The sequence below is a fragment of the Rhizobium tumorigenes genome (assembly GCF_003240565.2).
In the GTDB taxonomy this organism is placed as follows: Bacteria; Pseudomonadota; Alphaproteobacteria; order Rhizobiales; family Rhizobiaceae; genus Rhizobium; species Rhizobium tumorigenes.
Genome location: NZ_CP117255.1, coordinates 1,706,449 through 1,720,323, shown reverse-complemented (window position 1 = coordinate 1,720,323; position 13,875 = coordinate 1,706,449). Strand labels below are relative to the sequence as shown.

General features: G+C 62.0%; 15 protein-coding genes. 13 read left to right on the top strand and 2 right to left on the bottom strand.

Annotated features, from left to right (window positions below; all coding sequences use genetic code 11):
- Nucleotides 1-84 precede the first annotated feature (84 nt).
- The 13 genes from cobA (at nucleotide 85) to PR017_RS08490 (ending at nucleotide 12,460) form a co-directional block, all read left to right on the top strand.
- Entirely contained in the window at nucleotides 85-924 is an 840-nt protein-coding gene (cobA, locus tag PR017_RS08550; protein ID WP_111222968.1) for a uroporphyrinogen-III C-methyltransferase, read from the top strand.
- On the top strand, nucleotides 921-2,225 hold the full coding sequence (locus PR017_RS08545; RefSeq protein WP_111222969.1) for a cobyrinic acid a,c-diamide synthase CobB: 1,305 nt from the start codon (nucleotides 921-923) through the stop codon (nucleotides 2,223-2,225). Before cobA ends, PR017_RS08545 begins: the two co-directional genes overlap by 4 nt.
- Nucleotides 2,222-3,223, top strand: coding sequence for a threonine-phosphate decarboxylase CobD (cobD, locus tag PR017_RS08540; protein WP_111222970.1), 1,002 nt, complete (start codon nucleotides 2,222-2,224; stop codon nucleotides 3,221-3,223). The genes PR017_RS08545 and cobD overlap by 4 nt, the downstream gene beginning before the upstream one ends.
- Nucleotides 3,220-4,200 (top strand): adenosylcobinamide-phosphate synthase CbiB, encoded by a 981-nt coding sequence (gene cbiB, locus PR017_RS08535; protein ID WP_111222971.1) that lies wholly within the window; start codon nucleotides 3,220-3,222, stop codon nucleotides 4,198-4,200. Before cobD ends, cbiB begins: the two co-directional genes overlap by 4 nt.
- A gap of 141 nt (nucleotides 4,201-4,341) precedes the next feature.
- Nucleotides 4,342-4,770: a L,D-transpeptidase gene (locus tag PR017_RS08530; protein ID WP_111222972.1), complete on the top strand. Its 429-nt coding sequence runs from the start codon at nucleotides 4,342-4,344 to the stop codon at nucleotides 4,768-4,770.
- Between the two features lie 123 nt (nucleotides 4,771-4,893).
- Nucleotides 4,894-5,172 carry an acyl carrier protein gene (locus PR017_RS08525; RefSeq protein ID WP_007814022.1) on the top strand — a complete coding sequence of 93 codons (279 nt, stop codon included), beginning with the start codon at nucleotides 4,894-4,896 and terminating at the stop codon, nucleotides 5,170-5,172.
- Between the two features lie 119 nt (nucleotides 5,173-5,291).
- On the top strand, nucleotides 5,292-5,765 hold the full coding sequence (locus PR017_RS08520) for a 3-hydroxyacyl-ACP dehydratase FabZ family protein (RefSeq protein ID WP_111222973.1): 474 nt from the start codon (nucleotides 5,292-5,294) through the stop codon (nucleotides 5,763-5,765).
- A 41-nt stretch (nucleotides 5,766-5,806) separates the two neighbouring features.
- Entirely contained in the window at nucleotides 5,807-7,015 is a 1,209-nt protein-coding gene (locus PR017_RS08515; RefSeq protein WP_111222974.1) for a beta-ketoacyl-ACP synthase, read from the top strand.
- Between the two features lie 5 nt (nucleotides 7,016-7,020).
- Nucleotides 7,021-8,307, top strand: coding sequence for a beta-ketoacyl-ACP synthase (locus tag PR017_RS08510; protein WP_111223032.1), 1,287 nt, complete (start codon nucleotides 7,021-7,023; stop codon nucleotides 8,305-8,307).
- A 64-nt stretch (nucleotides 8,308-8,371) separates the two neighbouring features.
- Nucleotides 8,372-9,150, top strand: a protein-coding gene (locus tag PR017_RS08505; RefSeq protein WP_425070025.1) for an IS5 family transposase whose coding sequence is annotated in 2 segments (ribosomal slippage) — nucleotides 8,372-8,714 and nucleotides 8,714-9,150 — 780 coding nt in all. Because the reading frame shifts where the segments join, the coding sequence is not laid out codon by codon here.
- Between the two features lie 198 nt (nucleotides 9,151-9,348).
- Nucleotides 9,349-10,377 (top strand): zinc-binding dehydrogenase, encoded by a 1,029-nt coding sequence (locus PR017_RS08500; RefSeq protein ID WP_111218064.1) that lies wholly within the window; start codon nucleotides 9,349-9,351, stop codon nucleotides 10,375-10,377.
- A gap of 3 nt (nucleotides 10,378-10,380) precedes the next feature.
- Nucleotides 10,381-11,316: a lipid A biosynthesis lauroyl acyltransferase gene (locus PR017_RS08495; protein ID WP_111218062.1), complete on the top strand. Its 936-nt coding sequence runs from the start codon at nucleotides 10,381-10,383 to the stop codon at nucleotides 11,314-11,316.
- Between the two features lie 187 nt (nucleotides 11,317-11,503).
- Complete coding sequence (locus PR017_RS08490; protein ID WP_161959299.1) at nucleotides 11,504-12,460, top strand: alpha/beta hydrolase; 957 nt, start codon at nucleotides 11,504-11,506, stop codon at nucleotides 12,458-12,460.
- Nucleotides 12,461-12,515: 55 nt separating this feature from the next.
- Here PR017_RS08490 and PR017_RS08485 read toward each other — a convergent pair whose 3' ends face one another.
- On the bottom strand, nucleotides 12,516-13,046 hold the full coding sequence (locus PR017_RS08485) for a gamma carbonic anhydrase family protein (RefSeq protein WP_111218058.1): 531 nt from the start codon (nucleotides 13,044-13,046) through the stop codon (nucleotides 12,516-12,518).
- Nucleotides 13,047-13,059: 13 nt separating this feature from the next.
- Nucleotides 13,060-13,752, bottom strand: coding sequence for a fumarylacetoacetate hydrolase family protein (locus PR017_RS08480; protein WP_111218056.1), 693 nt, complete (start codon nucleotides 13,750-13,752; stop codon nucleotides 13,060-13,062).
- Between the last annotated feature and the right edge of the window lie 123 nt (nucleotides 13,753-13,875).

Genomic DNA, 13,875 nt, shown 5'->3' with positions numbered 1-13,875 from the left:
TCACCGCGTTATGGCACCTTTTCGGCCCGTTCGATTTTCTGCCGCAATATTGCAATTCCGCCCTCCCACGCCTAACACAGCCGCATGAGCCAAACCCTGTTTTCCACATTGCCAACCCTTGAGCCGGGCAGCGTCTGGCTGGCCGGGGCGGGGCCGGGCGATCCGGGCTTGCTGACGCTGCTGGCGGCCAAGGCGATGGCGGAGGCTGATGTCATCGTCCACGATGCGTTGGTCGACGATGCCTGTTTGAGGCTCGCCGGTGCCGGTGCCGTGCTCGAATATGCCGGCAAGCGCGGGGGCAAGCCTTCTGCAAAGCAGCGCGATATCTCGCTGCGGCTGGTCGAACTGGCGCAGTCCGGCAAGCGCGTGCTGCGGCTTAAGGGCGGGGACCCCTTCGTCTTCGGGCGTGGTGGCGAGGAGGCGCTGATGCTCGTCGAGCATGGCATTCCGTTCCGAATCGTGCCGGGCGTCACTGCCGGGATCGGTGGACTTGCCTATGCCGGTATTCCGGTGACCCACCGCGACGTCAATCATGCCGTCACGTTCCTGACCGGCCATGATTCGTCCGGGCTGGTGCCGGATGCCATCGACTGGCAGGCGATCGGCAAGGGGTCGCCGGTAATCGTCATCTACATGGCGATGAAACACATCTCCCAGATCGTCGCCAACCTCATTGCTGCCGGCCGGTCGCCGCGCGAGCCTGTCGCCTTTGTCTGCAATGCATCGACACCGCGCCAGCAGGTGCTGGAGACGACGCTCGGATCTGCCGAGGCGGATGTTGCAAGCGCAGGCCTCCTGCCGCCTGCCATCGTCGTCATCGGCGCGGTGGTCGACCTGCGGCAATCGCTGGATTGGCTGGGCGCACTCTCCGGGCGCACGCTGGTGCCTGAAAGCATCGGCGAACCGAGAGAGGTGCGGGCATGAGCGGGCTGTTGATTTCGGCGCCGTCCTCCGGGTCGGGCAAGACGACGATAACGCTGGGGCTCTTGCGGGCGCTGCGCAACCGGGGCGTTGCCGTGGCGCCGGGCAAGGCCGGACCCGATTATATTGATCCAGCCTTCCATGCGGCGGCAAGCGGGACGACCTGTCTCAATTTCGACCCCTGGGGCATGCGCCCGGAACTGATCGCCGCCAATGCCGCCCTCCACCGGGAAGGCGGCAGGATGCTGGTGGTCGAGGCGATGATGGGCCTCTTCGACGGTGCTGCCGATGGTCATGGGACCGCGGCCGATCTGGCGGCAATGCTGTCTCTGCCGGTGGTTTTCGTCGTCGATGCGGCGCGGACGTCGCAATCGGTGGCGGCGCTCGTTAGCGGCTTTGCCAATTTTCGCGCCGACATCCGCATCGTCGGTGTCATTCTCAACCGGGTCGGCAGCGCTCGCCACGAACTGATGTTGCGCCAGGCGCTGCGGGCAATCGGCATGCCCGTCGTCGCCGTCGTGCGCAGCGATCCGGGGCTGGCGGTGCCGGAGCGGCATCTGGGGCTGGTGCAGGCCGGCGAACATTCGGGCCTCGAGGAGTTTGTCGAGCGGGCGGCATCGGCTGTTTCCGCCGAATGCGATTTCGATCTGCTGCTGCGCGCCGGTGCGGGAAGTGCCAAGGCTTCTCCCGCCGCCATTCACCGCATGGCGCCGCTCGGCCAGAAGATCGCCGTCGCCCGCGACATCGCCTTTGCCTTTTCCTATGAACACATGCTGCTGGGCTGGCGGCGACGCGGCGCGGAGATCTCGTTCTTCTCGCCGCTTGCCGACGAAGCCCCAGTGGCAGACGCCGATGCCATCTATTTGCCCGGAGGCTATCCGGAGTTGAACGCGGGGACCATCGCGTCGGCCAGCGCGTTTCGCTCCGCCATGCGGGATGCGGCCGAGCGTGGCGTCAGGATTTTCGGCGAGTGCGGCGGCTACATGACGCTCGGCGAGGGACTGATCGATGCAGCCGGTGGGCACCATGCCATGCTCGGGCTGCTTCCGGTCGTCACCAGCTACGAGACGCGCAAGCGGCATTTGGGCTACCGTCGCGTAACGCCATTGCCGGGCAGTTTCTTCGAGGCGCCAATGAAAGCGCATGAATTCCACTATTCGACGCTGGTGTCCGAGGGCAATGCCGACCCGCTGTTTGCCGTTACCGACGCCCTCGATACCGATCTCGGCACGGCAGGCCTGCAGCGCGGCAATGTCGCCGGCTCCTACATGCACCTGATCGACCTGTCCGGAGAGCCCGGATGAGCGGCCGGATCGCCCATGGCGGCGGCATCACCGCTGCAGCGCATCTCTACGGCGGCGAGGCCCACGATTGGCTCGACCTGTCGACGGGGATCAACCCCAACCCGGTGGCGATCCCGCCGATAGAAGCGAGCGCATGGCACCGGCTGCCGGACCAGTATCTGGTGGAACGCGCCAGGCTGTCAGCGCAGACCTATTACCGCAGTGGCGATTGCCGGCCGTTGCCTGTGCCGGGGACGCAATCGGTCATCCAGCTGCTGCCGCGTCTGGTGGCTGAGGGCAGGCGCGTCGCCGTGCTGGGGCCGACCTATGGCGAGTACAGGCGCGTGTTTTCGCTCGCCGGCCTTTCGGTCGATGAGATCGTCGATCTCGACGGCGTGACGGGCGCGCATGGGCTGGTTGTGGTGGTCAATCCCAACAATCCGGATGGTCGCGTTCACATGCCCGATCAACTGGTCGCTCTCCAGCATCGACTTAGCCGGCAGGATGCGTGGCTGGTGGTCGACGAAGCTTTTGCAGACGGCAACCCGCAGGCGAGCCTTGCGTCGCTGGTTTCGCAGATGGACAAGCTGATAATCTTCCGTTCGTTTGGAAAGTTTTTCGGGCTGGCCGGTATCAGGCTCGGTTTCGTGATCGCCAGTCCCTTCCTGCAGGAACGTTTCGAGGACTGGCTCGGACCCTGGGCAGTTTCGGGTCCGGCGCTATCGCTGGCGGCCAAAGTGTTTGCCGGAGATACGGCGGCAATCGGCAGGCGGCTGGCCGAACGCAGCGCTGCATTGCGCTCGGTGCTTGCCGGCGCGGGGCTATCGGTTATCGGCGGGACCGATCTGTTCGCTCTCGTTGCCGACAGCCGGGCGGGTGCAATTCATGAGCACCTTTGCCGGCATCACATTTTGGTCCGCAAATTCGACTATGCAGCGGAGTGGCTGCGTTTCGGGCTGACGGCCGATGCGGCAGAGGATCGCCGGCTGGCCTCGGCACTCACCGGGTTGACATCATGATCATCGACGAACACCTGCTCATCCTCGTATTGGCTCTGCTGCTCGACCGGATCGTCGGCGATCCAGACTGGCTGTGGACGAGGTTGCCGCATCCGGTGGTCTTGTTCGGCAAGGCGATCAGCTTTGTCGACAAGCGCTACAATCTGACGCGGCTTTCCGCCGCAGACCGCCGTCGCAATGGTCTCGTGTCGATCCTGGCGTTGCTGGCGCTGAGCGCACTTGCCGGTGCCGTGCTGCATGCCTTGCTCGGGATGTTCGGCTGGCTCGGCCTGCTGATCGAAGCGGTACTGGTGGCGGTTTTCCTGGCGCAGAAGAGCCTTGCCGACCATGTGATCGCGGTGTCGGACGCGCTGCGGCTGGAGGGGCTCGAGGGTGGACGGCGCGCGGTGTCGCGCATTGTCGGCCGCGATCCCGAGACGCTCGACGAGCCCGCCGTCTGCCGTGCCGCCATCGAAAGCCTGGCGGAGAATTTTTCCGATGGCGTGGTGGCACCGGTGCTGTGGTATGCGGTTTTCGGCCTGCCGGGCTTGCTTCTGTACAAGATGCTCAACACCGCCGATTCGATGATCGGCCACAAATCCGAGACCTATCTAGATTTCGGCCGGGCCTCGGCGCTGCTCGACGATGTCGCCAACTGGCCGGCGGCGCGGCTGTCGATCCTGTTGATTGCCCTCGGGGCGATGGTTCGGCGTGGTGTGACGGCGCTCAACAACGCCTTTCGCATCGCCGCACGCGACGGAGGTCTGCACCGGTCTCCTAATTCCGGCAGGCCGGAGGCAGCCATGGCCGGGGCTCTCGATATCCAGCTGGCGGGCCCGCGTATGTATGCGGGCGAAACGGTGCGGGAGCCGATGATCAACGGGTCTGGGCGAGATACCGCGACCGTCAGCGACGTCGAGGCGGGCGTGGCGATCTTCTACACGGCCTGCAGCGTGCTGGCGCTGGCCGTGCTCGCGGGTTTTCTCGCGTTACTTTGATTTCTTAATAAAGAAATACGCTCGATCCTGCGGCAATATTATTCAGCGGGCGTCGTGCAAGTTAATTCGATATAGAAAACTTCGTGCTATTCGTTCCCCAGTCGAAATTGCTCGCTCCGAAGCAACGACGAGGGGAAAATCATGAAGACGACGATGCTTGCTGCCGGGGCCACTCTCTGCCTCGGTTTTTATGCTGCGTCCGCCGATGCCTCGGCGCTGCTGGCGCGGATCGACATTGCCGCGCAGACGATGACCGTCAGTGAAAACGGCATCACCCGCTATCAGTGGAAAGTCTCGACGGCTCGGCCGGGCTATGTCACGCCGACCGGCAACTATACCGCCAAGTGGCTGTCGCGCGACCATCACTCGAAGAAGTACGACAACGCCCCGATGCCGTTCGCGGTGTTCTTCAACGGCGGCTATGCGGTGCACGGGACCACCGAGGTCCGCCGTCTCGGCCGGCCCGCGTCTCACGGTTGCGTCCGCCTGCAGACCGCGAATGCTGCTGTGTTCTTCTCCATGGCTAGCGAAGCCGGGCTGGAGAACACACGCATTGTCATCAGCCAGTAGGCCAGCGACCGCTCTGCCTGACGCGCAGCGCCAAATTTTGGGCAGGCTGTTGCGCAGGCCATTGGCTTTTGAGACGGATTTCCCTATGACGAAGATCGAAAGATCATTTGAAGAGGTACTGGCGTGACTGCTACATTCGATAAGGTTGCCGACATCATCGCGGAAACGAGCGAAATCGACCGGGCGACAATTACGCCGGAAAGCCACACGATCGACGATCTCGGCATCGATAGCCTCGATTTCCTCGATATCGTGTTTGCGATCGACAAGGAATTCGGCATCAAGATTCCGTTGGAAAAGTGGACGCAGGAAGTCAACGAAGGCAAGGTCTCGACTGAGGAGTATTTCGTCCTCAAGAATCTCTGTGCCAAGATCGATGAGTTGCGCGCCGCCAAGGCCTGAGCCACCGCTGCATCTTTGCCAACGCCCTGCCGCCTCTGATAAGACGGCCGGGCGGTTTTGTTCCAAGCACTATCTCCCACCCGCTTTGCTTTTTCTCGCGGGTCGGACCGGAGAGCACCATGCTGCTGGAATATTTCCAGATGATCGACCGGATCGAATCCGTCGACCTGTCCAAGGGTCTCTTGAAGGCGCGCTCCGTCGTGCCTTCCAACAGTCCGGTTTTCGAAGGCCACTTTCCCGGAATGCCGCTGGTTCCGGGCGTCCTCTTGATCGAGACAATGGCGCAGGCGTCCGGCATGCTCGTTCTGGCCGCCACGAATTTTGCCGCGATGCCGTTCCTGATGACCGTCGATGGCGCCAAGATGCGTTCCTTCGTCGAGCCGGATGCGGTACTCGACATCGAGGCCATTCTGGAACATGACGGATCCGGCTATGCTGTCACCAAGGCGAAGATTACCGTCGCCGGCAAGAAGGTCTGCGATGCGCAGTTGAAGCTGCGCACGCTGCCGTTTAATGAGGTGCCGCTGGCCGATATCGTTCGCAAGCGGGCCATGGAAGTCGGGCTTCTCGACGCGATTGCTGCCAGCGCCTGAAAAGGTCTGGCCATCCGCGACGCAGCCGAAAGGATTGATGTATGAGCAAGGCTCCCAATGACGTCGTCATCACAGGCGTCGGTATCGTAACCTGCCAGGGCGTCGGCAAGGATGCGCATGTTGCGCTGCTGACCGCAGGCGCGTCACCGGCCGTTGTCGTCGAGACGGAAAAATTCAAGCCGTACCCGGTGCACCCGCTGCCGGAGATCGACTGGTCTCAGCAGATCCCCAAGCGCGGGGATCAGCGGCAGATGGAAAACTGGCAGCGCATCGGCGTGTTCACGGCCGGTCTCGCGCTCGACGACGCCGGCTTCAAGGATAACTTCGAGGCGTGCGGCGCGATGGACATGATCGTGGCTGCCGGCGGTGGCGAGCGCGACATCAATGTCGATACGCTGATCGTCGACGAGGGCCTGAAGCGCAACGACCGCGAATTGATGCTCAATGAAAAGCTGACGACGGAGTTGCGGCCAACGCTGTTTCTCGCGCAGCTCTCGAACCTGCTGGCAGGCAACATCTCTATCGTCCATAAGGTGACCGGCTCGTCGCGCACTTTCATGGGCGAGGAGGCTGCTGGCATATCGGCGGTCGAGACTGCCTTTCACCGCATCAAGTCCGGTGAGTCCACCCACGCGCTGGTCGGCGGCGCGTTTTCGGCAGAGCGGCTGGATATGATCCTGCTGTTCGAATCGATCGGCGGCCATAGCGTCGGCGACTGGCAGCCCTTGTGGTCGCGTCGCGAAGGCAGCGGCGGCGGCATGATCGTCGGCTCGCTCGGAGCCTTTCTGGTTCTGGAATCCCGGGCCCACGCCGAAAGCCGTGGTGCCCATATCTATGCGACCATCGACGCTATCGAAGGCGACCGCGGCAACCGCGACGACGGCAAGTTCGAGGCTCGCCTCGAGCGCTTGCTCGAGCCTGCCATCGGTTCCGGCAGCGAGACCATCGTGTTCTCCGGAAGCTCCGGTCTCCACGAGATTGCAGCCCGCGAGAAGGCGGTGCTGGACAAGGCGCTTCCGCAAGCGGCGATCCGTGGCTATGGCGGCGTGACCGGACACGGGCTGGAAACGCAGTTTCCGCTCGGCATCGCGTTTGCCGCGCTGGCGCTGGCCAACAAGGCCAGGGTGCCGACGTTCGATCCAAACCATGAAAAGCCGATGGGCGCAGCCGCCCGGACGGCGATCGTGACGACCGTCGGACATACGCGCGGCGAGGGCGTCGCCGTCCTGTCTACCGAGCCTCAGGAGTGATGAGCATGACAGCTGCAGCCTATAGGGACCATCTCGGACGCCCGATCGTTGCCGTCACCGGCATGGGCATCATCACCTCGCTCGGCCAGGGACTGAAGGACAACTGGGATGCGCTGACATCAGGCGTCTCAGGTATCCACGCCATCACGCGCTTTCCGACCGACAACATCTCGACCCGCATCGCCGGTACCGTCGACTTCATCGAGGTGCCGATTTCCAACGCCGTCGAGCGCTCCTATGCATTTGCCCGCGAGACCACCGTCGAGGCGCTAGCACAGGCTGGCCTGTCCGGTGATTTCAACGGCCCGCTGTTCCTGGCCGCACCGCCGATCGAGCCGGAATGGAGTGCCCGCTTTGCGCTCGGCGACCGCTCGCCGCCGGCCGATCATCCGGGCGACGCCTATGAACGCTTTCTATTCGCTATGCGCGAGCGGCCCGATCCGTCGTTCCATGAGGCGGCCTCGTTCGGCGCCATCTCCGAGCGGCTGTCCGACCGCTTCGGCACGCGCGGCTTGCCGGTGACCCTGTCGACGGCCTGTGCCTCGGGCGCCACCGCAATCCAGCTCGGTATCGAGGCGATCCGCCAGGGCCGCACAGAGCGGGCCTTGTCGGTTGCCACCGATGGCTCGCTCAGCGCCGAGGCCCTGATCCGCTTTTCGCTGCTCTCCGCGCTGTCGACCCAGAACGATCCGCCGACCAAGGCGTCAAAGCCTTTCAGCAAGGACCGGGACGGCTTCGTGATTGCCGAGGGTGCTGCGACGCTGGTGCTGGAATCGCTGGAATCAGCCGTAGCCCGTGGTGCAAAAATCCTCGGCATCATGAAGGGCGCCGGCGACAAGGCCGACAGTTTTCATCGCACCCGCTCGTCACCCGACGGCGCGCCGGCGATTGCCACGATCCGGGCGGCGCTCGCGGATGCCGGCATGGCGGAGACCGATATCGGCTATATCAACGCCCACGGCACATCGACGCCGGAAAACGACAAAATGGAATATGGTGCGATGCTGGCCGTCTTCGGCGACCGCCTTGCCAAAATTCCGGTGTCGTCCAACAAGTCGATGATCGGCCATACGCTGACTGCTGCCGGCGCCGTCGAAGCGGTGTTCTCGCTACAGACGATGCTCACGGGTACGCTGCCACCGACCATCAACTACGCCATTCCGGACACCAGCATCGACCTCGACGTGGTGCCGAACGTCAAGCGCGAGACACAGGTCCACGCGGTGCTGTCGAACTCGTTTGGCTTCGGCGGGCAGAATGCCAGCCTTGTCATGGCGCTCGATCCGACCTAGGCAGTGTCCCCATAAACGGGGTTCATCTTATTGACGGTGTGTGATTCAATCTCCTTGAAAGGAGATTGCCATGCGCCGTCATGAATTGAGCGACGAAGAATGGGCTATCATTGCACCTCTTTTGCCGAACAATAGCCGTGGAATTGAACGTGTCGATGACCGCCGGGTGATCAACGGCATCCTGTGGCGTTTCAGGACTGGTTCGTCTTGGCGAGATGTGCCGGAGCGTTATGGCCCGCGCACGACGCTTTACAATCGGTTCTCCCGATGGCGCAAGGCGGGCGTCTGGGATCGTCTTCTGGACGCCGTTTCAAAGCGTTACGATGGAGACATCGTGATGATCGACAGTTCTTGTGTTCGCGTTCACCAGCATGGTGCCAACGCTAAAAAGGGGGATCTGCCGATCCTTGCATGGGACGTTCGCGCGGCGGCCTGACGACAAAGATCCACGCTCTTGTCGATGCAGATGGCAGACCGGTTCGGCTTGAACTCACCGCCGGCCAAGCCGCCGATGCACCGATGGCTGAAAAGCTGTTGAGCGACCTGCGGCCCGGCGCGACGATCCTCGCCGACAAGGCATATGACACCGACGCAATTCGTAACTTTGCCAAGCAACGCAAGTGCTGGGCGAATATCCCTGCAAAGGCCAATCGAAAGCAGACATTCAGCTTCAACCGCTGGGTCTACCGTCAGCGCAATCTCGTGGAACGGTTCTTCAACCGTATCAAGCAGATGCGAGGCCTCGCGACGCGATACGACCGGCGCGCTGATAATTACATGGCCGCCCTCAAGCTTGTCGCGACGAGGATATGGATCGCCTCAACTAATGAGTCCGTGGCCTAAGGGCCGCGAATGACGCAAGTTTGTCTGAAACACAGCCGCCTTGCGAGAGGGCGGCTGTTTTCATTCGGCCCGATGCTTGATCCTTTGCGCCGGCGTCCGCGTACTGCCAACGGAATGGCTTCCAGTTCTGGACGAAATGCTCTAGAGCCTGTCGCCACACGATTTACTTGATAACGCCTTCGGGCGGAGGGCCTTTCCATGCGTGCTTTGCAACTCGTCGACGACCGCAAGCTTGAAATCACCGACTTGCCTGAACCGGATGCTCCCGGTCCGGGCGAAGTGACGTTGCGCGTCAAAGCGGTGGCGCTGAACCATATCGACGTCTGGGGATGGCGCGGCATGGCCTTTGCCAAGCGCAAGATGCCGCTTGTCATCGGCGCCGAAGCATCCGGCGTCGTCGAGGCTATCGGCCCCGGCGTATCCAGCGTATTGCCGGGCCAACTGGTGTCGATCTATGGCGCGCGCACTTGCGGTCTTTGCCATCATTGCCGCGCCGGCCGCGATAATCTCTGTGAAAACGTCAGCGGCGTGCATGGCTTTCATCTCGACGGCTTTGCGCAGGAAAAGGTAAACCTGCCGGCCCGCCTGCTGGTGCCGGCGCCTCCCGGTGTCGATGCTATTGCGGCAGCGCTTGCCCCGGTCACCTTCGGCACCGTCGAGCACATGCTGTTCGACAATGCCAAGCTGCAGTCCGGCGAGACAATTCTCATCCATGCCGGGGGCTCCGGCATCGGCTCGGCGGCGATCCAGCTGGCAAAGAACATCGGCTGCACAGTCATCACCACCGTTGGTTCCGACGACAAGATCGAGCGGGCAAAGGCGCTTGGCGCCGATCATGTCATCAACTACCGCGTCGACCGCTTCGAGGGCGTCGTCCGCAAGCTCACCAAGAAGAAGGGCGTCGACGTCGTCTTCGAGCATGTCGGCAAGGACACCTTTGGACAGTCGATGTTCTGCCTGAAGCGCGGTGGCCGGCTCGTTACCTGCGGGTCGACATCGGGCGTGTCCACGGAAATCAACCTGATGATGCTGTTCCAGCAGCAGCTGAAACTGATGGGCTCGTTCGGCTGCCGGATGGAAAACATGGCTGACGCCATGCAGAAGATGGCGCGGGGATACGTACATCCGGTCATCGACACGGAAGTGCGTTTCGACGACATCGACAAGGCGCTTGAACGGATGGAGTCGCGGCAGATCTTCGGCAAGATCATCCTGAAGATGGATTGACCGGTGAAGCTGTTCATCACCCGGATCGTACTGGCCTTCCGGCGTTTTCGCCAATGGTCGATCGCGCAGCTGGCTTTCGGATTCCTGAATTTCCTGAAGCTCTTTCCGGCTGACGGCGGCATACGGTTTGCCGACTGGCTGATGCGCAAGGTCGGCCCGCGCACGCGTCGTCATGCGCTGATGCTCACCAATCTTCGCAATGCTTTTCCGGAAAAGAGCGATGCGGAGATCGAGGCAATCGCGCTGGCTAGCTGGGGGAGCATGGGGCGGCTGGCGGCGGAATATGTGTTCCTCGACCGCCTGTTCGATTTCGACCCCGAGAAAACCGAGCCCGGCCGCATCGAGGTCTCGGGCGTCCCGATTTTTCTGGAATTGCGCGACAATCCGCGGCCGTTCATCGTCTTTACCGCCCATACTGGAAATTTCGAACTGCTGCCGGTGGCCAGTGCCGCTTTTGGGCTTGAAGTCACGGTGCTTTTCAGGCCGCCGAACAATCCTTATGTCGCAAAGAAAGTCTACGATTTCCGCGCCAAGCGGATGGGTCACCTGGTTCCCTCGCATGCCGGCTCGTCCTTTGCGCTTGCCCGCCAATTGGACGAGGGCGGCAGTGTCGGCGTGCTCGTCGACCAGAAATTCCGCAAGGGACTGCGAACCAAATTCTTCGGCCGCGACGTGAAGACCAATCCGCTGCTGCCGAAGCTGGTGCGACAGTTCGAATGCGAGGTCTATCCGGCCCGCTGTGTCCGGCTGCCGAACAATCGCTTCCGGCTGGAAATCGAGCCGAAAATGGAATTGCCGCGCACAGATACCGGGGCCCTCGACCTGCCGGCCACCGCCCAGATGATGAACGACAAGGTGGAAAGCTGGGTACGGGAAAATCCGGAGCAATGGCTCTGGTATCATGACCGATGGAATATCAAGAAGCACGTCTTGAAATGATATCAATGAGTTGCTTCAATCCATCCCGGTCCAGACCGGAGAGTGTCAAAAAAGCGTTTGTGGAAAAGTCGTCGAAAACTGGTGTTAAAAAGCAACCATCCATATTGCAGTGCATTATACTGAATGTTCGCAATAAATTCGTGACATAGTTCAGTCATATGCTTCTGACGGGGCAGGGATGATGGATTTGAAAAGACGAAATTTCCTGGTTGGCGCGGCCGTTGCAGCCGCAGCCGTCCAGACGACGACAACCGCCGCGGTAGCGGCCACGCCCGAGCCTGCTCAGAACTCTACGGTCGAGGTGATCAACCTCTGGACGGGGCCGCCTCCGGGTGGCGCCGGTCCAGGCCAGGGAGAGAACCTTACTCCACGCGGGTCGCTGACGCAGATCTCGCTGCCGCGCATCATTATCCACAAGCCGGACAAGCCGACCGGGGCCGCTATGCTGATGTGTTCGGGCGGTGGATATGCGCGCGTCGATATCGTGAACGAAAGCACGCCGGCTGCCATCTATTTCGCGTCGCGCGGCATCACCTCCGTCGAACTCGTCTACCGCGTGCCGCAGGAAGGCTGGAGCATCCATGCGCCGTTTCTCGATGGTATCCGGGCGATGAAGATCCTCCACACTGAGGCGAAACGCCTCGGGATCGATCCGGCAAGGCTCGGTGTCATGGGCTTTTCAGCTGGCGGCCACGTTGCGGGGATGCTGGCCACCAAGGCCGCCGAGCAGTTCTACGTGCAAACCGACGAAATCGACAGTTCGCCGAGCGATGTCGCGTTCGCAGCGCTTCTCTACCCGGTAGTGACGATGATGGCGCCGTTCGACCAGACCATGAGCCGTTTGAAGATCTGCGGCAAGAAGCCGACAGAAGACATGCGCGAGGCCTTTTCAGTCGAACAGCACGTCACCGAGGACATGCCGCCGACCTTTGTCGCTCATGCGATAGATGACCCTATCGTGCCCGTCGATCACAGCCTCATGCTGTTCCGCGCATTGCGTGCCGCCGATGTCGACACCGAGCTTCATATCTTCCAATCCGGCGGGCACGGCTGGGGCATGGGCAAGACCCGGCCATCGGTGCGCAGTTGGACCCAGCTGGTGGAGACCTGGCTGCGGTTGAACGGCATGCTGCCGACCGTGTGAGGGTGGCATTGCGGGGCCAACAGGCATGATGAGCGTCGTCAGAGCGCGTAGCCTTTCAGTCGACAAGCTTCAGATCCCGTGCGAAACGTTGCCAGTTGGCGACATAGCTGGTCGCGGACCGGCGTAGGCCTTCGATGGCGGCGTCGTCAAGAAGGCGGATTGCTTTCGCGGGCGAACCTACGATCAGCGAGCCGTCGGCAAATTCCTTGCCTTCCGTCACCAGCGCATTGGCGCCGACAAGGCAATTTTTACCAATGCGGGCGCCGTTGAGGATGGTGGCGCCCATTCCGACCAGCGTGTTGTCGCCGATGGTGCAGCCATGGACGATGGCGTGGTGACCGATCGTGCAGCCTTCGCCGATGACGACCGGAAAGCCGGCATCGGTGTGGACCATGCTGCCTTCCTGGATGTTGGTCCGCGCACCGATGACGATCGGATCGTTGTCTCCGCGCAACACCGCGCCGAACCAGATGCCGACGTCCTCGCCGAGTTCGACCTTTCCTATCAGGGACGCATTTGGCGCCAGCCAGTAGCGTCCGGCAGGTGGCGTCTTCGGGGTAAGTCCTCCCAGCATATAGATCGGCATGGCGTTCTCCCGGTCAGATGACGGTCAGCGACATCGTGGCGACGCCATCGACGCCACAGGTTATCCGGTCGCCCTTGCTGACAGGGCCAACGCCCGCCGGCGTACCGGTCAGGATCACATCACCGGCGGCAAGCGTGAACAGCTTCGACAGTTCGACGATGATTTCGGGAATCTTCCAGATCATCTGCTCGATGTCGCCATCCTGCACGCGCTCGCCATTGACCTCGAGCCAGATGGCGCCGGAGTGGGGATGACCGATGCGCTCGGCGGGTACGAGGGCAGAGACGGGTGCCGAATGCTCGAAGGCCTTGGCGACTTCCCAGGGGCGGCCTGCCTTCTTGGCAATGGCCTGCAGGTCGCGGCGGGTGAAATCGATGCCGACACCGTATCCGTAAATGCAATCCAAGGCCGCCTCGACCGGGATATCGTTGCCGCCGGATTTCAGCGCGATGACGAGTTCGACCTCGTGATGAACGTCGCTGGAAAGTGGTGGGTAGGGGAAGTCGCTGCCGACGAGAAGATTGTCGGCATTCTTCTGGAAGAAGAAAGGTGGCTCCCGGCTGGGATCGTGTCCCATCTCGATGGCGTGGTCGGCATAGTTTCGCCCGACGCAATAGACACGCCGCACCGGAAAGGTCGCAGCCATTCCATCGACAGGCAGAAGGGTGGGATGGGGCAGGGGAATGACGGTGGCAAGGTCGGTCATGGCGCAAACTCTTTCACTGATCAGAGCCTGTTGTCTCCCGATTCCGCCAACAAATCCAGCATTGTGTGGTGCCGTTTGCGTGATGATTTTTGCGAATGGTGGCGAGGGTAGCCGCAGCGACGT